Raw genomic sequence first — 18,879 nt, 5'->3', positions numbered from 1 at the left:
ATGGCGGAATGTAGCGTTTCGGCATCGGCTACTCCTCCGATCGGGTGAGTTCGCGGATGAATTCGCCGAAATCCTCTTCGACCACATGCGTATCCGTCACACCGCTCTTCGTACGATACGTGATGTACACGCGGGGCCACTCCGGACCGCACGTATCGCAGGTCGCCTCCACATACGGCTGCTCTTCCCAGCCGGTCACCTCGACGGGCGGGTCCTCATCCGGCTCGTCGTCACCCCAGTCGTACCGGTTGTCGATCACATATTGGAGCATCGCGGCCTTCAAAGCCTTATCGAAATCGTTCGCCATTGTCGATCGTCCTTTCGTTTATTCCGTCTTTTCGGAGTCGTCCTTCAGAAGGCGTTCCAGTTCCTCACGACGATCTGTCCATTGTTCAAGAAGACGAATCTGCCTCGGCCTGTCCTTCGAGCTCGTGTCATCTCGGGCATCGTACATTGCAAGATGTTCCCGCCGCCAGTTCTGGAATGCCACGGCGTCCCCATCGCGTTCCGCCTTATCCTCCAGAGCCACGAGCGTCCCGCCGTACATGGTTCCCATCTCATAGAACATCTCGTACAAGGCAAAATCACTACATGATTCAAGAAAAGCATGCCGTTCCGATTTATCCATATTGACTCCCACTTTGTTCCCGTCAGCCGCGGCTGATCGACCGCATCGCCTCGGACGCCTCATGCGCGAGCACCTGCACCTCATGGAACGTGTAGAGGAACGTCGTCCGATCCTCGAAGACCGGTTCTCTCCAACCGAATGCCCAGCAGAACAGTCTAAAATCATCCTCCGTCACGTAATACCAGCCATCCAGGTCGATAGCATCATCCTTGCCGCGCATCACGTTGAAACCGATCCACCCCTCCTCATCGGGACCATAGGTGATGCCATCCTGCACGTCGAAGGGTATTTGTCCGGCATCCGAATGCCGCCACGGATGATCCTCCGGCAGATTGACGTAGCCGGCGAAAGAATCGGGACAGGCGGCAATCCGCACGTCAAAACCGTCAGCATTGAATTCATATACCGTGTTCCGTAACATTGTCGTCTCCTTTCTTACATTCGGTTCGTGTAGTCGAGGACGAGCTGGCTGAGGATCGGTTCGGCTTGCGACGGATCCTCGCACAAGGCGAGCAGATCGCCGCTGACGTGTGCGTTGATGTACGTGTACAGGGTCCAGCTGACCGGTATGCCGAGTGTTCGTTCGAGTTCAACTATGCAGTCGAGGTCGAGGAGTGTCCCGTTGTGGCTCATGGTTTCGATTGCCGCGTTGGAATGCTGGTAGCAGTAGTCGAACATGGTTTCCTGCTCGTCGGTGTTGTGGATGAAGTAGGGGCTGACGTGTTCGGCTAGTTTGAGCTTGTTCATGGTGTTCTCCTTGTTTCTGACAACCTCTTTTATGTGGACGTTATCAGTATAACAGAGGTTTGGAAAAACGGAAACCGGCCCTACCCAATCGTAGGGCTGACACCCAAAGTCGGCGACCCATTCAACCAAGGCATATACACGGAAACAACCGGACTCAACCAAGCCCACACAGCCAACGCGACCATAATCCAAAAGAACGCATAATTGATCAAACGCAACACCAACGGTCCCTGCTGCAACCTCCAGAAAACCGTCATCACACTCCAAGACACCGGCCGGCTCCGACGGTTCCCACGCCACAGCAACCATCCGAACCCATTGAACAACAGCCAGACCACCAGCATGCAGCCAGTGAGAATCGGCGTGATCGGCGCGCTCTTGGAAATCCGACGCACGGTCTGCTTCGCCTTGTTCGACACGAAATTCACCGGCTCCGCCTTCCGATCCACGGACAACTCCTGTGGAATGCCGTCCTTCACGTTCGCCCAATACGAGAACCGTGCCCGCACGATGAAACGATGCTGAAGCGAAGCGTCCACCGTCGCGATCATCGGATGACAGGTCGTCAACGTCAACCATCGCGCGTTCGGCTGATCCGCATCCAACACGCGGAAATCATCCGGCGTGGTCACCCATGAGGACATCACCTTATACACATACCAGTGGTCGGCGGTTTGGATGACGATCGCGTCACCGTTCTTCAACCGGTCGACGTAACCCAAGTCGCCGGGGGTTCGATGTCCCGCGTACGCGGTGTTGCCGAGCTGTCCCGGCATGGCGGTGTTCGGGTAATGGCCCAATCCTCCATTGTCGAGCACGTCCAGTCCCACGCCTTCCTGTATTGCGCGTTTCCAACCGGTTTCGATGCCGGGGATGTACATCCATCCGATCACCGATTCGTTGGATGGTTCTCCGGGTATGGGCGGGTCACCGGATTGGGGTTTGGCTATCTTGTCTGACGTGAGGTCAACGTCGGGAATGGTTTTCTTCGCGGTTTGCGCGGCTACGGTTTCCTGAATGTGGATCTGGTCGAAGCTGTTCGCCCAATACATGTAGACGATCTGCAATCCGCAGATGATCAGGAGCAGGAAGCTGATTCCTCCGAGGAATTGCGCGGCATGGTAGGCCGGTGCCGGTTGTTCCGTGGCATGGTGCCGGTGTCGTTTCCTCATTGTTGATCGGCTTGGCGTTGCGACCGGTATTTCTTGGGTTATCGCATTGTCGGAGTGTTCGTCTTGTTCAAGCATGGTCTTCGTCTTTTGTTCGGGGGAACAACCGTTTCTATGTGGACGTTTCCAGTATAAATTGCCGCTACGGAAAATTAGTGGTCGTATGGGAATCACTTCCCATACGACCGTTGTCCACATAAAACAAAGGTTGGAACAACAAGGAGATGACATACCTCAAAAGAAGTCTGCACTCATGTCAAACCACAAGTTTATTTTATGACCCTCACGGGCAGGAACAACTATATTCGGTTTTGGCGGTCACGCCAAACCGAGCGTGTTGCATTTGTGTCCGTCACTGATCTTGGCTCATTTCCTTGTAACGGTTGAATAGGATTTGCAAGCGTTCCTCATCCGCTTTGCACGGTTTGGATGAGCCGAACGCAACATCCACCACCTGGTCAAGCTGCTGATGCGCCTTCAATAAGTCCGGGTGCATGAGCAGTGGGCTGTACAGGTCGGCTAGACTCTCGTTGGGATGTTTCGCTCGAGCTGCGATCACCTGCTGGCCGGCCTTGATTACCTTTTCTCTCATATCGTCGGACAACTGCGGCAATGGAAGCGTGTTCCAAACGACGGTGTTGCTGAAATTGCAGTCGTTCTTCAACCGTCCGCCGATCGACTTCTGCCATGTTATGAACATGGATGATTCGATGATCGCGAATGCAAAACCATCTGGATCATCGCACACGTAAATCTTGTTTCCGGCAATGACATGTTCATCCAACCATGCGCATGTCGCCCATCGGCGTTGACCGCTGAAGACCGCAGGTATTCCCAGATACCGATCATGTGGCTGATGATTATCACGGAACAGCTGTGGGGTTGTTCGGTTCTTGTAGGCGTCTCCACTCTTCGGCGCATGCTCCCGGTATTCCCGACATGCTTCGACACGAGCTTTCAAATACGGCGATTTCAGAATATCAGTGGTTGGAGCGTCTGTAAGCCAGAGGCACCAACGGTCAACGTTGTTGATGAGTTCTCGGCCCATGCGAAACGGTCGAACATATTTGGCGGCGATGGGATCGTTCATGGCCTTGTCGTATTCATCCCGGTCGTTGATGAGCAGGTTGCCGCCGTCCAATGGCATTGAACCGAAATCAACCCGGTTGAGCATCGGAGACAAGGGGCCGGCTTTCTGGCTGCGTTTCTCCGCATACACGTCGGGACCGTCGAGCAGGTAGCCGTTGATGTGGCTCGGTCGAACGGTTTCCGGCTCCCCGTCGATGTTCGGGTATTCGAACAAGATCGGCGGCTTGGCATGATCCGTGGTGCGATCCATGCCGATGATGACGACATGCACGTTCGCATTATCCGTGGATTGCGCGTTCCACGCGAAGGTGCGATGTGCGAATCGGATGCGCCACCCGTCGTCCATGATCGGTTTGAACAATGCGGGTACGGGTTGTCCTTGGGTGATCGAATTGGTTGACACCAAAGCGAACGCGGCGGTCGGTTTGGTCAGGTATTGACCGGCTTTGCGGAACCATCCGGTCGCATAATCAAGATAACCGTCATACCCTTTACCCCATACGGTTTTGAGATCATTGGTCTGTTCCGTTGACTTGCTGATGTGTCCAAGGAACGGCGGGTTGCCCATCACGTAATCACATTGGTCTCCGGGCAACAATTCATTCCAATCATATTGAAGCGCGTTACCCTGATGGATGTGCGCCGTGTCCGTGAACGGCAACCGGGGTAGACCGGTGATGATCGTGCTCGTATCGTCAAGCATCTGCTGTTCGGCGATCCAGAGTGCGGTGCGGGCGACGGCGCAGGCGAATCCGTTGATTTCGATCCCATAGAAGTGGTCGATGGTGACTTTGACCGGGTTCATGTCCCCGTCCAAGTCGAGCATCAACTGGCCGTCCTTGTTCAGATCGGAGAGGATCTGGTTTTCCAATCGGCGTAGACAGATGAAACTTTCCGTAGCGAAATTTCCACTCCCACACGCAGGGTCGAGCAGACGGAGTGAACCGATGTGCTCGTGCAGTGCGGTCAACGCTTTGGTTCTCGCACCACCGGCAACGGGCAGGTTTTCCGCTTCAGCCAATCGCTGTTTCAGATCGTCCAAGAACAACGGGTCGATGACCCGGTGAATGTTCTTCACGGTCGTATAGTGCATGCCACCTTTGCGACGTTCATCATGCGACAGTGTTTCCTCCATCAGCGAGCCGAAAATGACCGGGCTGATTCCACTCCAGTCGAACCTATCCCCCATGTCGATCAACGCGTGACGGAACTCTTCACTGACCGGCGGCACGTCGATCAGATCGGCAAACAGTCCACCGTCCACATACGGGAACGCTTTCAACTTGTCCGGTAGGAACATGCGCCGCTGCTCGACCGGCGTATCCAATGTGCGGAACAGCTCATACAAATCACTGCCCAACCGGTCGGCCGTCGTCGCAGCCACGTATTCGGTGAACGAATCAGATGGGAACAGGCGGGCATCCTCCGCGTACAAACAGAACACGAGACGGACGGTGATCATCGCCAACGCCGCATGCTGCTGTTCGTCATCCGGGTTCGGGAAACATTTGGCAAGCTCCTCATGGAGTTTCGCGACCCGACGGCCGGCGTTGACGCTCAACTGTTCCTGTGCGACGATACGTGAATGCTGTTCGCTGAACAGTTGGCGGAAGATTCCCAAATGGTCGCCGAGCTGTTCCAACGTGAACTCTTCGACCGGCTGGCCTTTCGCAAGCGGGTCCTTGTCGAGATCATAGAAGCGGAACCGTTCGAAATTGCAGGTGCCGATCACCGCCGGTTTCAACGAATACGGTAATTGCTGCGCGTATCGTAATGCCTGTTCGACCGGCGTGACGGGGATGCCTTGTCGGATTTCCGGCTCATCCAAGTCAACACCAATGCTTTTCTGTTCGATCAAAAACCGTGCGTCCGGAAACAACACGTCCACGTAACCACCGCCGGCGGTCGGATGTTCGAACTCCACTTCGTCCGTCACATGGTCACGGTGCAGCACGTCCTGTAGAAGGTCGAGCCAGAATTTCTGGGTTTCCTGTTTCTCCGCACCATGCCCACGCCATTTGTCGATGAACTCCTGAACATCCTTGTTGATGGTGGCCGTGGACATGATGATCCGCCTTTCGTTGCCGTCAATGCTGTTCTCAAGTGTACGGCACGGCACGCGGACTCACCGGTATCGCATGAGTTGGCTGATGGTCAGACCATCATGCGTGATGCCGTGTTCTTTGAGAACTTCTTCCGCATCCTTGTTGGTGAATTCCTCACCTTGACATTCTCCCCGTCTTGAAGGGCGGGGATTCCTTTTGCCATGAGTGTTTCTCATGGGTTCAGGCTCTAAGGGTTGCGATCCCGTTGACAGGACTCCCTTGGGGTGTCAGGTCAACTTTGGGTGGGATCGTTTCCCTTTTCGGACGTGTCCCGCCCGAGACGGCAGTGTTTAATAACGTCTCCTTGCCGTCGTGGAGAATGTTCAATGCCGCGTTCACGTCGGCGTTGCCAGACCATTTGCAGTGTTTGCAAGAGAAAACCGCTTGGCTTTCGCGGTTCTCCTTGCACACGTATCCGCAGACGTGGCAGCGTTGACTGGTGTAGGCGGCGGGGACTTTCATGAACGTGACTCCCGCATGTTCCGCCTTGTAGGCGAGCATGGAATGGAATCGTCCCCATGATGCGGTCAGAATACCCTTGTTCAACCCGGCTTTGGCTTTCGCCCCGTTAGGCAGGTATTGGCCGGGATGCTCCGGATCGGGTTTCGGTTTGGGTTTGCGCGTCATGTTCTTGACGGCGAGGTCTTCGACGATGATGAGATCGTTCCCGTCGACCAGACATCGGGACAATTTATGCTCCCAATCCTCGATGATCCGTTTGCGTCGCGCGTACAATCCGCGCAGCTGGTTCATGAGGCGAATGTATTTTTTGGACGCGCCATGCTGCCGATAGGACTGTACGGTCTTGTATTTGGATGCGGTGACGCATCGTGCGCTTTGCCGTTGAACATCCTTGATCAGCTCGTCGATCCGGGTCAGTTCACTGGTCGGCAGATCGTAGAAGTTGCCGTCGCTGTCGGTCTGCGTGTGGGTGACCCCGGCGTCGAGTCCGATGCTCCTACCGGTCTTCGTATGCTCTCGTTTCGTAACAGGGCAGGTCAGGCTTACCGTCCGGTGATTCCAGTTGACGTGGATGCTCGTGAACGTGTCGGGCATGGTTTTCGTCCGTCGAACATGGATGATCAACCGCCATTTGACGCCGAGGGCACGATGCCGTGGAGGGTTCTGCCCGCCGATGACGATGATCATATGCTTGCGGGAGAACGACGTATAGTCGAATCCCCGACCATTGTTGTAGAACAGGCTGAAACGCAGGTCGCTTTTCTTCTTGCGGAATCTAGGCATCGAAGCGTCAACGCCCTGACCGGTCAACGTCTTGCGTCGTTTCGCGGCCGCGAACCACTCCTGCTGTTCCAAACGGTCGGCGGTCTCCAACAATCGTTGCGGTACGCCCGCCAGCCAAGCCTCACCGGCCCGCGTGGACGTGATGTCACGATCATCCACCTGACGGCCGATAGGTTCCAACAAGGTCTTGTCATCCCAACACCAACGGTTGCGCAACGACCGGCACTGGTTGAACCGATACCGGTATGCGCCGCACAACCATCGCATCACACGATCCGGATCAGTCGAATACTCCGGAAACCCACACTCGCCACGATCGAGCCATACGGGCGCACCCGTAAGCTCAACCTTGGTGATCTTCAACTTCCAACCCAAAACAGTGGCCTTCCTGATCCGAACGAATATGATTTCTTTATACGCCAACTAACGTGTTGGAAAACGAACGAGTTAACAAACCCCGCCCTAAAGGACGGAGTCACCTCCAATCGGATGTTTGAGCGCGTCGAACATGCCCCAATCAAGATCATCGTTGGCATCATGATGCTGTTCCCAGAATTGTTCGACCTGACGGCGAATGTTCTCACGCTGTTGTTTCTTCTTTTTCGGCATCGTCTTATACACATAGGCGCGGTGTGCGCCGGCGGCGCTCTTGTATCCGTATCCTTGCGCGTCGTCGAGTATTTCGCCGGTAGTTTGGTCGACGAGTATCCACCGACCGTAGCCGAGATCGGGCGCGGGGACGGCTTTCGGATTCGGTTTCTTCTCACTGTCGGCCATGATCATCCTTCTTTTTTAGTAGCGGTAGTTGTTGACTTCATACGCGAAGTCATAGTCGTCATCGTCGTCGTAATAGTCGTAGCGGAACCGGCGTTCGATCAACCCGGACTTGGAGCCGCTGATCTTCTTGATGATCGCGTTCTCATACCGGGTGCGGGTTTGCGCGAACACGGTCTCCATACTCGGGTTGAGTAGGCCGATGGCTTTGGCGAACGCGAACCGGATGCCAATGGTTTTGACCGCCTTCTCCAAATCCCACAGGCTCGTAGGCAGCGTATCGTACGTGTAATTCCATTCGTTCTTCCTACCGGATGGCGGAAGGTTCGGATGATCGTTGTGCCGCGCGTAATCATCCAAACCGAGGAACATGGTCGTGAACAATGTGAACTGATCCTCGTCCTCGGCGTCGATCGGCAGGAACGCGAGACGAATCAACTGTTCACGAGTCAACGGGTAACTGATATAGCCGATATTCTTTTCCATCCAAGTGGTGAGTTTGATCGGACCGTCCACGGTTTCGCGGATCATCGACTGATCGTCGGCTTGCACGTTAGCCCAGACCCGCAGGATCATGCTCAGATCGGTGCGCTCGTCCAACCCGAGTTCACGCGGGAACGACAACCGAATAAAAGACAGTGGGATCGGTTGGGCTTTCAACGCGTTCGCGAGCATCTTGTTCACGCCGTCACCCAATGTGGACGTGACAAGTCCTTGGTCGAACATGTTCTTACGGCCGGCGCGTCCGGCGATCTGTTTGATCTCACTGTACTTTAACGGCCTTGTTTCGTGACCGTCATACTTGTTGATTTCGTTGAACACGATGCGACGGATCGGCAGGTTCAAACCCATGCCGATCGCATCGGTCGCCACCAACACCTGACTCTCATGCTCGGCGAACCGTCGCGCCTCCTCACGACGTGCAGTCCACGGGAGCGCACCATAGATCACGCTCGTTTTGATACCACGGGTTTCGAGTCGCATCGCCGTCTCCAACACTTTACGACGGGAGAATACGATCAACGCGTCGCCCGAATGGACTTTGCTTTCCACGATCGGCTCACTAACCGTCAACGGTGTCTGCCGTTCATGACGGATGATCGTATACGTGTCACCGCATTGTTCGATCAGCTTGCAGATGATGTCCAACGCGTCCTCGCTCATGCACAGGTGGATGATGGGCGCGTTCAACGCCATGATCGCACGACTCCATGCGCCGCCACGATCCACGTCCGTGATCATCTGACATTCGTCCACGACTGCGAGCGGATACGTGCGATGCACGTCCAGCATTTCAACCGTTTCACTGAAGTACTGTGCGTTGTCCGCGAGGGATTGCTCCTCACCGGTGACGATCGAACACGGTAGTCCATTGGAGCGTAATTGTTCTCCGACCTCCAATGCGAGCAGACGCAACGGAGCCAAGTACACGCCGCCCTGCATCGCGGTCAACGCTTCCAGCGCGTCATGCGTCTTGCCCGAGTTCGTCGGACCAACATGCAGTATGAACCGACGATCCGCGCACCGGGTGCCCGCATAATAGCGGACCGGATCGGTTGCCGCCAGACTCGCCGGCACCAGTTCCTTCGCCATACGACGACGATCATCCAACGACAGGAACCGTGATAATTGAGCACGTTTTCCCGCCAGTTTACGATCGCGTTTCTCCTGCTTCGCCTGTTTGCGTAGTTCGAACGCCTGATCCTCACGCGCTTGGAACCGGTCATACAAGCGTTCGTTCTCCGACTTCAATACCTGTGCGGCGGCATCCAGATCGTACAGTGGTTTCTTCTTCCGCTTGACCGGATGACCTTGCTTGTTGACCGCGCGAATCTCCTGCTCATGCAGTTTCACCCAACCGTCATGCACGCCGAGACGGGAGCACAACTCCCCTACCGTCATCGGATGTGGTTTCGATCGTTGCATTTCGACTGGCTGCTCCAATTGGGTGATTTGTTCACGCAACTGGTCGACTTGGTTTTGCCATTGTTGTTTTGCTTGCTGGTTTTCCGACTGCGGATCAGTGTCCGTGATCCCGCTGTCGCCGTGCTGGAGGCGGTGCACGCTGTCCGTGAGCTGCGGGTATGCTGCTGCGATCATGTCGAGTACGCCGTTCCGGTATCGGTTGTAACTGGATCGGGGTTCGCTGTCGTCATTGTTCCAGAGCTGGTGATCGTACTCGGTCAGGTGTCGGCGAATGTAGGTGATGATCCACCGCTGCTGGTTGTACGTGGATTCGTGTGCCGCATCATGATCCCACTGGCCGCGCAGCTTATACGTTTCCTGCTTCCATGCGAGAACCTGTTCGCTGATCCGCTCATACGGTTCACTGTTGTCGACATGCACCTGCTGGATATGCTCGTCGATCATCCGGTTGAAAGCAGCCAACGCTTCCTGCTGTTTGCGTAGTTGCGTGGCGGCTCTCTTGTCACGACGCGACTGGTTTTTGTCGACCTGTTCACGCACCTGCGGCAGTCGGCTGATCTCTTCCACTTCGTCACGGAACCAGAGTTTCATCGGCGCGGACGACCGGTAATGCGGGTTCGTGGCGAGCATCGGACCGGGCAACAGTTCCCGGATCATCTTGTCGGTGAAACCGTAGTCATGTTTGACCGTGGTCATGCTGATCCGCTCACGCTTAGAACAGGAGACGACCTCATTGTCTTTGATCAGGTGAACCGCAAGCCACATTTCCGCACTATAGGTCGGCTCGTACTCGGTGTCGGTGATCTTGTAGGCGAGTCGTTTCCGTTCCAGCACTTGCGCGGTTCGCTGTTCACGCGGGCGAATCATAGTGGTACCGCCGACCAACTGGCGAAGCAAATGGTATTGCGGGACGGTGAGTTGTTCGTCGATGATCTTGACGGTTTTACCAGTCATAATGTTCCTCCCCGTGAACGTGATGTGGATGATCCTACGCCGGTTTTCATGACCGCGTATGTCTGACCGCCACTGTTGTTCACTCGTGCGGCCGGCCCGGCGCGGTTGGTCTCATGGGAAAGCGTTCCCCCAATTCAACAGTGAAGAAAGCAAATCTCAATCTCTAAAATCAATTCTCGAAGATCAGTCAACGGTAAGCTCAATCAAAAAGAAGAAGCAAGAAAAACCAGAAAGCCAAAAAGAGAAGAACATGACAACAAGCTCATCAGCGAAAAGAAAGGACCAAAGAAAACCAACCCGAACAAACAATAAACTGAATCTAATCTCTCTGATCAACTCAACTCGTCAACCCAGAAACATCGGCACTCTTCATCTAACAAGAACTAGCAGTTAACCACATCAGCAAGCTACAACACAATCCCAACACGCACTCACGCAACAATACAAACCATCTTTCGTAACAGTCTCAGCACACGCAACCACGCACACCTAACAGTCAGCCCAACGCAACCACCCACGCAACGCAACATCACCAACCAACCTAACAACGCTGGAACAGCAGGACCTAATAGTCAACTCACTCAACCACCCACACGACAGCAACAGCAACATCGAACACAAGCAGCACTTACCACTAGTGCTAATAGTCCTTCAGGCAGTCATCCCATATGATGTACTGTCTGAACCTAATAGTCATATGAGGCGAGCCGCTATCGGCGCAGCATCATTCATCTAACCGTCCTCAAACAGGACTAACCAGACACTCTTAAACTCAGCTAATCAATCAGACAAAATCACAAGCACAATCACTCATACTCTATTCCAGTCTTGAAACGTGAAATAGGGTACTTTCCGAAACGATATCCCGGAATATGGGCGGTCAGAACAACGTCGGCTGATCCACAGTACCCCCGTTAGTAGGGTCGCTGTCAACCACATTCCCCTCGCCTACCTTCGGAACAGGCGACTGTTCAACGGACTCGGCATGCCATTCCAATAATCCAAGCCGTCGAGCCTGAGTCAACGTATCCAACACCGCGTGATACACAGTCATCTGCAATCCCGGACAGCGACTCTCACGAGTTCCCGCAATGTTCACACGCAACACCGGCTGATGCCAGTTACGCAACAAGACAAGCAGACAATCCGCCAACCGGGACGGGATACAAACCCGATACGGTTTGCCCAATCGTTCACACCATCGGCCGGTCAACCTACTGCCGGGCGAATCCAAACGACCGTTCGGCGTGACGATGATCGTCGCATCCGTGTCACGTACGTTCAACTCGGTACGCTTCGGATACTCACTACTTTCCGTCTCTTTCAACTCGGGGAACCCAGCGAGCAGCATGACACGATCCTCGCACCTGCCGCCTTTCGGCACCCAACCCGAATACTCGACGTGCGCATCCAACGCCGCCAATAATGCGCCGCGATCCACGCCGGCCTGTCCCCCACTGTTGACGATCAATCGCATGATTCAACATCCTGTCGATCACTCATGGCATCAGCGGTGAGACGAAGAATGATCATCGCAACCGTCATATCCCACTTGTCGATCACGCACTGGTCAACGATCCGCCGCCACTCACCCCACTCACCATGCACGGGAATCCAATACGATTCTTCCGTCCGATCGAACCCGGTGAACGAGTGTCCGGTGAGTTCATTGTAACGAGTGTTCATGAGGAAACGAGCCTTATCAACCACGCAACTCGTCGTACCGTCCACCGCATGAATGATCGACGTCAACCGGTGTTCGATGTTCTGCCAGTCGGTCCAGAATCGTAACGCAAACCAATGGTCACGCCTATGAGACGAACCAGCATTGTTCCCTATCATGGTGGAGTCCATGCGAGTTTGCGCGACATGTTCGATCAGCTTCGACACCGGTACGCGAATCGCGTTCGCGGACACGTCGAACCATTCCGGCACGGTCACACGACCGTCAGTATTCCGGTCGATGATCCGAGCAGCAAGAGCAACCTGCTCAACGGTTGGCCTATTGTCCGCGTCGATATCAGCAAGCAACGTTTCCAACAACACTTCAACCTGTCGTTCACCACTCATGGCGCTTCCATCCTTTCCGCGCGAACATGTTGACCGCCTGTTCTGGCACATCATGACGGTACATCATCTGACGAGCGGCGAACCTGTCATCATCTCTGACGGTCCGGTTCGCCCATTCGATCATGAGAGATTCCGGAATCTCTTTCGCATATCGAACGCTCAACCATTCGCCGGCGATACGACAAACCTCCGGCTCACCACCGGGATACTGTTCGACCAACAGTTGCCACGTGCCGATATGATCGCACCAGCCGATCAACTGTTTCAACTGGCTGACCGTGCATTGTTTGGATGCGATCAGATGATAGGCGACGGTCGCCGGATCAGAGCGAAAGGCTTTCGGATTCTCCGACAGCAGGGGAATGATCAAATCGATCTGCTCACGGGTCGGGTTGGCGCAGCAGACAAAATCATCTACCACGCCATCCCCATCCCGTAGCAGATTCACAAGCTGAGCAACGGTAATTGACTCAGCCAACTGTGACAGCAGGTGACTGTTCGTCATCCGAAGTGTTCCGTATCCTTGTTGATGCCGAGCGTCTTCAGATCATCATCGGTGAGCGCTTCCATGCAATCAACGCCAAGATTCTGCGACTCATCAACCGCATGTCTGATGCTCATTGCCGAATCACTGATATCACCGAACTGACGACAGAACAACAACGTCTGCAAACGAGTCTGCTCAGCCAACTCCAACGTCGCATACACTTGCGCAACCTGAACACGAAGAGACTGATCCGGTATCCCCTGCAAATATGCTTCCACCTGCCGAAGAAGCGCTTCCGCACGCTGACGATAATCACTCATGATTATTTTCCTTTCCTTTGATGATCAATCGAAACAAAAACCAAACGAAGATAAGACGATCGAAAAGAATCACTCACCCAATCAAACCTCACGCATACCGAACACTCTTCTTCGCTTTATCGGACACCCAAATGAAGTCGAACTTCTGCTCCGGCGCATACTTATACGTTGTGATCCCGGTATGCACGATCGCATGATGCCGATACTTACGCGCAAGTGATTCATCGAGCTTGTCTTTGAGGTAGTACATGGTACCGGGATTGTCGTTGCAACTCTTGCGCTCGCAGTCAATGTATTCGGGGACGATGATGTTCATGTTGGTTCTCCTTGTTTGTTGTGTTGTAGTACCGCAACACTCTTTTATGTGGACATATTCAGTATAACATATTTATTGCCGAGCACCCCAATCTGCACGACACGCCGAACATGACAGTCGAACAAAACTGTCCGGTTATTCCAAATGTCCACATAAAGCGGATATCAACCAACTGATATCCCACGACCAAAGGAGCAATCCGATGAACAACAACCTCATCCTCATCCAGCCGACCGGTGACGACCTCGACTCCCCCGAGCGCATCGCACGCCAGAAGATCAACGGCCCACAGCGCGGCGATATCTGGCTTGCCTCCCAGCCGGACAGTGATGTGACTGACGACTACAACGAGTACGTTCTGATCCTTCACGTGTACGACGACGACAGTGTGATCGCGTGCCCGTTGAGCAACGACGAACGTGCCTATGTTCCCGGTACGATTCTGATCGAAGAAACGCCGCTCAACACTCCGATGGTCGCCTACCCGAAGTTTGCGGCACGTATCCAGACTCGACTCTTGTACAAGCCGCTCAAGAATCTGCCGGAGTTGATCACCTCGCAGATCGCACACGCTTGCGTTAACCCGCAGACTCCGCAGGTTGATCTGATCGAAAACTGGTGGGTGCGTAAGACGATCGACCTCATGCGTGAGAACATGCTCGTCTGGAGCGTGTTCCAGCTCATCAAGATGAGCTAACGCGCTGAACCAAATGGGGAACGCCACTTGTTGACGTTCCCCATTTTTGTTGCTACTTGTCTTCCGCTTCCGCGTCCTTGCGGCAATGCCGAAACTCCAATTCAATACCCGGAGCCAACCTCACCAACTCCTCGTCAATCAAATCAAGCTTCTCCAACAATTGCCCACGACGATCCAACAACAACCGTTTCCGCACTTCTCGACACTGCTCGTCATCCAACAACGGCAAGCCCGTCTCCAAATCATGCGAGTTCACACCCGCACTGGGAATCGCCGTACCATCCTTACGATTACGCAACAGCCAAAGATTGTATCCGTCCAACGGTTCCTCACGCCAATGCTTCCGCTTCGAGTACATGGCGTTTTCGATCGCCGCAATACCAACGGCACTGATCCGCACTTTCGGATTATTGCCGATCATATCCAACAGTTCGTTCAACGATAACGCTTCCAACTGTCGAACCGTGTACAGGTTCAACCGGTACAGGTTCACGCGCAATGATGGGCGGATGATACCTAAGCGCATGAACTCGCATTTTGACAGTGGAGTGAACGTCACACCGTAGGACTTTAACGTTTCCTCCTGCAATGCGTACGCGCGATCCTTACTCCAACCGGTGAGGACGCGGAACTGTTCGACGGTGACACGGCTGATGCTTTCCACGGTTGGGAACCATGCGCTGAGTTTCCGGTTGCGTGTTTTTTCTCGTGTGGTTGGTTCTAGGCCGGGCATGATGGTCATTTGTTCGATGGGTGTGTCGTCTTTTTTGACTTGTACCCAAGGTTGTTCCTCGTCCATGATGGTTCCTTTGTGATCGAGGTTTGGAAAATTCCAAACGAAAATTCTGTTTTTTCCAAACTATCCAAACGATCACAGGCAACCTGACTTGAACTGGAAAACCAAGAGAAAAACTAGTGGATCGTCACGGTCACGCGCATCTCATCCGCCGAATCCGGAAACTGTTTCTTCCATCGAGCAATCTCACGTTCCAACATGTGCGCGTCAGCCCACAATGGCGTACCATCCTTCGTGAGTTTGAGCACGCGCATGTGCTTGATCAAATGCATCGGCACCGCTTTGACTTTCGTGCGGTTGTCTACACCGGTGAAACCGTATTGCAAGGATCGGCCCAATGGGGTCCACTCTCCTACGCCGAGCTTGCGTCGCCCGTGCGACCGGTAGGAGTTGATACGGGCGGCGATCACCAACAGGTCACCAATGTACAGGCAACCGGAATGATCGTCAGTCTGATTGTGGATTTCTGGATTCGGATCGGCGGGGTCCGCGTAATCGCCCATCACATCCAGCAGGTCGGCACGAAGCCATAAGTGCGAGTCGAACGGATGCTTCACGTTCGGATAGAACGGATTATCCGTGATGCCGGGTGAAGTCAGGCAGATACGCCCCAGTTTCCCGTCAGGTGTGAGCGCGTAATCGGTGACGAGACCATTGATATACGCGCAGATCGCACCGGTTTTGTCCTTGTGTGTGTGCTGGTTGATCATTTCCAGTCTCCGACTGGACGGTGTACGTCGGGAGAACCGTTGCTGCACTGTATGGTAGGCGAGTTGGAGTCCGATTACATCCTCTTCGGTTGTCAAGCGATGCCGGAACGACATTAACGGCGTTGCCATGAGACTGTCTTGTTCGCCTTCCAGTACTTCCCGATAGTCGAGACCGTACCGATACTTGTGTGCGGCATGATCCACAAGAGCAATGTCCGGTTCGGCGGCTGGAGTGGATGCGAGAGCGATTAGACGGTTCGGGCCGAAAGCTAATGGATTACCGGCCATTATCAGCCTTGCTCACTGTTCACGGAATTATGGGCATTGACCGGCTCCGTTTGTCCGGTCGACAGTGAACGCAGATCACGCCCAATGATTGCAACGATCTGCTGCAATTCGACACGGATTCGCAACTCATAGTCAACAATCGCAGCATACCGGTCGACACTCAGCAATCCGACAGGTCGACCGATCTCACGTATCGCAATGTTGACTCGACCCGACGGACGGTCGACCACATGAACCGTTACATCTGGAGGCCAGACGATCGGATCGTTCGCCTGACGGTATCCGACGACGAGATAGGTGACGAGAGCGTTGTTTGCGTTGAGCTTCCGCATTATCCGATAATGCTTGGTGCTTTCGAGTTGGATTGCTTCGATTGTCATAGATTCTCCAATATGTGTTTAAATCCAGATTAACTAATAAAAGAGGTTACTCGGACTTGGGAAAACAGTTGGTTCTGATGCCACCCCCCCACTTCAGGCAGTAAAAACGTTTAAGTGAGGGAATGACATCAGAACCAAATCGTCAGTTCTCCTTGACGTACGAGTTGATGATCGATGCCATGTCAGCGACCGGGGTTGCGAACAGTTCGTTCACATTGTCTGCGAACTGTTGCATTCGATTGTCGAAGATTCGAGACTTACCGGACAGAAGGCGGATCATCGTGTGCGTGAATGGGCGGCGCATGTTTCCGGCCTGTTCCAGAGTGTCCGTATCGTTGGTTTCGATCGCGTGACGGATCATCGACTCAATCTGCTTGTTGGACAGTTCAAGCCACAGGTACTGGATCAGAATCCCGTCCACGATATGACGGTTGACGATCATGCTGATACGTTCCGGAGTCAGCTTCTCATTTGAACTGGTACGACGAATCAACGCTTCCAGAATCTGCGAATCACCGTTCTCGCACCAATGGTCGACCATTTTATCGTCGATAAGATTTTGCAACCGTTGACTGGCGAAGCTACGGCTGAGAAGGAAGGATTGCGCGTCTCCGGTGCCATCATGAAGGATCTTCGTGAGTTCTTGATCGGTGAGCTTTAGTCGTTCCGGGTATCGTTCCTCGTTGAAGTCGTAGAATTTGCCTACGATCAGAAGGTCGACAAGATGCTTGTCGATAACTCGGTTCAACTGTTCCCGAGTCAGTACATCATTGTTGATGAGGAGTCGATGCAGTCGGGAATCATTGGACTCGATGAATCTTTCCGCCTGTTTCTGGAGCCACGGATAGTGCGCGCTGCCTAATGCGTACAGCACGTCTACTGAGTGCTCGTTGTCGAAAAATCGCGTCTGTTCGTTGGTGGCGATCTTCGCCATACGTATACGCACGTTTTCACGTGGGTCAACGGCGAAACGGCTCATAAGATCATCATCAACTCGGAGAATATGGCTGATGGCCGTCAACTGCACTTCTCCATCGCTGTCATCGATGACGAGGAGCGGTTTTTCCACAGCAAGGGTCATGCGCACCGCTTTGGGCAGCTTGCCCTTGTTACGGGCGGTAGTTTCGACCTGTTCGAGGATCTGACGGGCTTTGTCGGTGAACTTGCCGTTGATCCAACCGCCAGCTTCCACGAGTCCCTGTCGAATGAACGCGTTGAGCGTGTTTCGTGTGGGGAACGGGATGGTTTGGTTGATGTCGGCGTATTCGATGAGGGTTTTCCACTGGGCTTGGGTGAGCTTGGGGAGCGTGTTGGTGGTCATTATGGTTCTCCTTGTTTGGGTGTTGTTGTGTAACACCACTCTTTTATGTGGACGTATTCAGTATAACACGAGAGAGGACATCTCAAAGCACAGACCCAACCCAAACAATCCCCAAAAAGCGGAAAACAGCGAAACCGTCCGAACACTATCCTATGTGTTAAACTGAAACTATCCACATAAACATTAGGAAACCGAGCACCAACATGAACTACTGGGACAAATACCAAAGCACCGACCCACGCCGAATCCCACCACTCGACGCACCGCTCATCGACTACGTCGTGCTCGACACCGAAACCACCGGCATCGACCCATATAAAGGCGCACGACTCATCGAAATCGGCGCAGTCAAAGTCCAAAAAGGCCGGATCATCGACACCTACAGCCAACTCATCAACCCACTCATGCCGGTACCAGCGCACATCACGCAACTCACCGGCATCACCACCGCCGACATACTCGACCAGCCAACCGTTGGCCCAACCATGAAAGACTTCGAGAAATGGCTAGGCTTCGATACCCCGATCCTCGCACACAACGCGACCTTCGACCTTAAATTCCTCGACTATGCCACCACGGAAACATGGCCCAACCGGCCGCAGTTCGATCACCCGTTCCTTGACACGTTGGAAATGAGTCGCAGCATCCACCCGGAAATCCGACACCACCGGGTTGCCGATCTGATCAAACGCTACCATGTGGGCGAAGTCGAAGAGCATCGCGCGTTAGCTGACGCGAAACAGGAGCAAGCGTTGTATCAGATCATGTGCAAGGAGTATTTTCTGTCCAAGAAAAACCGTTAACCAAGCGAGGCGATCAACGGCTCCGGGAAACAAAAATGGGGGATACGTCAATCA

General features: G+C 53.8%; 20 protein-coding genes. 2 read left to right on the top strand and 18 right to left on the bottom strand.

Features of this window, described 5'->3' with window-relative positions; translation table 11 throughout:
- Positions 1-28: 28 nt before the first annotated feature.
- From JS541_RS12315 to JS541_RS12250, 14 genes are all read right to left on the bottom strand, one after another.
- A complete protein-coding gene (locus JS541_RS12315; RefSeq protein WP_214374780.1) occupies positions 29-307 on the bottom strand; it encodes a hypothetical protein in 279 nt (92 codons plus the stop codon).
- 18 nt (positions 308-325) lie between these two features.
- Positions 326-628 (bottom strand): hypothetical protein, encoded by a 303-nt coding sequence (locus JS541_RS12310; RefSeq protein WP_214374779.1) that lies wholly within the window; start codon positions 626-628, stop codon positions 326-328.
- A gap of 22 nt (positions 629-650) precedes the next feature.
- On the bottom strand, positions 651-1,049 hold the full coding sequence (locus JS541_RS12305) for a hypothetical protein (RefSeq protein WP_214374778.1): 399 nt from the start codon (positions 1,047-1,049) through the stop codon (positions 651-653).
- Between the two features lie 14 nt (positions 1,050-1,063).
- Positions 1,064-1,375 (bottom strand): hypothetical protein, encoded by a 312-nt coding sequence (locus JS541_RS12300; protein ID WP_214374777.1) that lies wholly within the window; start codon positions 1,373-1,375, stop codon positions 1,064-1,066.
- Positions 1,376-1,455: 80 nt separating this feature from the next.
- A complete protein-coding gene (locus tag JS541_RS12295; RefSeq protein ID WP_214374776.1) occupies positions 1,456-2,547 on the bottom strand; it encodes a sortase in 1,092 nt (363 codons plus the stop codon).
- Positions 2,548-2,896: 349 nt separating this feature from the next.
- Positions 2,897-5,698 (bottom strand): DNA methyltransferase, encoded by a 2,802-nt coding sequence (locus JS541_RS12290; RefSeq protein WP_214374775.1) that lies wholly within the window; start codon positions 5,696-5,698, stop codon positions 2,897-2,899.
- 220 nt (positions 5,699-5,918) lie between these two features.
- The gene (locus tag JS541_RS12285; protein ID WP_214374774.1) at positions 5,919-7,358 is read right to left on the bottom strand and encodes an RNA-guided endonuclease TnpB family protein; all 1,440 of its coding nucleotides are present in this window, start codon (positions 7,356-7,358) and stop codon (positions 5,919-5,921) included.
- A gap of 87 nt (positions 7,359-7,445) precedes the next feature.
- Complete coding sequence (locus JS541_RS12280; protein ID WP_214374773.1) at positions 7,446-7,760, bottom strand: hypothetical protein; 315 nt, start codon at positions 7,758-7,760, stop codon at positions 7,446-7,448.
- 15 nt (positions 7,761-7,775) lie between these two features.
- On the bottom strand, positions 7,776-10,637 hold the full coding sequence (locus JS541_RS12275; RefSeq protein ID WP_214374772.1) for a helicase-related protein: 2,862 nt from the start codon (positions 10,635-10,637) through the stop codon (positions 7,776-7,778).
- 880 nt (positions 10,638-11,517) lie between these two features.
- Positions 11,518-12,114 carry a putative molybdenum carrier protein gene (locus JS541_RS12270; protein WP_214374771.1) on the bottom strand — a complete coding sequence of 199 codons (597 nt, stop codon included), beginning with the start codon at positions 12,112-12,114 and terminating at the stop codon, positions 11,518-11,520.
- Positions 12,105-12,761: a hypothetical protein gene (locus JS541_RS12265; protein WP_214374770.1), complete on the bottom strand. Its 657-nt coding sequence runs from the start codon at positions 12,759-12,761 to the stop codon at positions 12,105-12,107. The genes JS541_RS12270 and JS541_RS12265 overlap by 10 nt, the downstream gene beginning before the upstream one ends.
- On the bottom strand, positions 12,697-13,212 hold the full coding sequence (locus tag JS541_RS12260; RefSeq protein WP_214374769.1) for a hypothetical protein: 516 nt from the start codon (positions 13,210-13,212) through the stop codon (positions 12,697-12,699). Before JS541_RS12260 ends, JS541_RS12265 begins: the two co-directional genes overlap by 65 nt.
- On the bottom strand, positions 13,209-13,514 hold the full coding sequence (locus tag JS541_RS12255) for a hypothetical protein (protein WP_214374768.1): 306 nt from the start codon (positions 13,512-13,514) through the stop codon (positions 13,209-13,211). Before JS541_RS12255 ends, JS541_RS12260 begins: the two co-directional genes overlap by 4 nt.
- Before the next feature lie 88 nt (positions 13,515-13,602).
- Complete coding sequence (locus JS541_RS12250; RefSeq protein ID WP_214374767.1) at positions 13,603-13,830, bottom strand: hypothetical protein; 228 nt, start codon at positions 13,828-13,830, stop codon at positions 13,603-13,605.
- A gap of 202 nt (positions 13,831-14,032) precedes the next feature.
- Between JS541_RS12250 and JS541_RS12245 the strand changes: the two genes are divergently transcribed.
- The gene (locus tag JS541_RS12245; protein ID WP_214374766.1) at positions 14,033-14,527 is read left to right on the top strand and encodes a hypothetical protein; all 495 of its coding nucleotides are present in this window, start codon (positions 14,033-14,035) and stop codon (positions 14,525-14,527) included.
- Positions 14,528-14,579: 52 nt separating this feature from the next.
- Here JS541_RS12245 and JS541_RS12240 read toward each other — a convergent pair whose 3' ends face one another.
- From JS541_RS12240 to JS541_RS12225, 4 genes are all read right to left on the bottom strand, one after another.
- On the bottom strand, positions 14,580-15,326 hold the full coding sequence (locus tag JS541_RS12240) for a hypothetical protein (protein WP_214374765.1): 747 nt from the start codon (positions 15,324-15,326) through the stop codon (positions 14,580-14,582).
- A 113-nt stretch (positions 15,327-15,439) separates the two neighbouring features.
- Positions 15,440-16,033, bottom strand: coding sequence for a hypothetical protein (locus JS541_RS12235; protein ID WP_214374764.1), 594 nt, complete (start codon positions 16,031-16,033; stop codon positions 15,440-15,442).
- A 290-nt stretch (positions 16,034-16,323) separates the two neighbouring features.
- On the bottom strand, positions 16,324-16,701 hold the full coding sequence (locus tag JS541_RS12230; RefSeq protein WP_214374763.1) for a hypothetical protein: 378 nt from the start codon (positions 16,699-16,701) through the stop codon (positions 16,324-16,326).
- A gap of 142 nt (positions 16,702-16,843) precedes the next feature.
- Complete coding sequence (locus JS541_RS12225; protein WP_214374762.1) at positions 16,844-18,022, bottom strand: hypothetical protein; 1,179 nt, start codon at positions 18,020-18,022, stop codon at positions 16,844-16,846.
- Positions 18,023-18,225: 203 nt separating this feature from the next.
- Here JS541_RS12225 and JS541_RS12220 point away from each other — a divergent pair, with 203 nt between their 5' ends.
- Positions 18,226-18,825: a 3'-5' exonuclease gene (locus tag JS541_RS12220; protein WP_214374761.1), complete on the top strand. Its 600-nt coding sequence runs from the start codon at positions 18,226-18,228 to the stop codon at positions 18,823-18,825.
- The last annotated feature ends 54 nt before the right edge of the window (positions 18,826-18,879 follow it).

The sequence above is a fragment of the Bifidobacterium sp. SO1 genome, assembly GCF_018555335.1.
Classification (GTDB): Bacteria; Actinomycetota; Actinomycetes; order Actinomycetales; family Bifidobacteriaceae; genus Bifidobacterium; species Bifidobacterium simiiventris.
The sequence above is the reverse complement of the archived record's forward strand: the minus strand, read 5'-3'. Positions and strand labels throughout refer to the sequence as shown.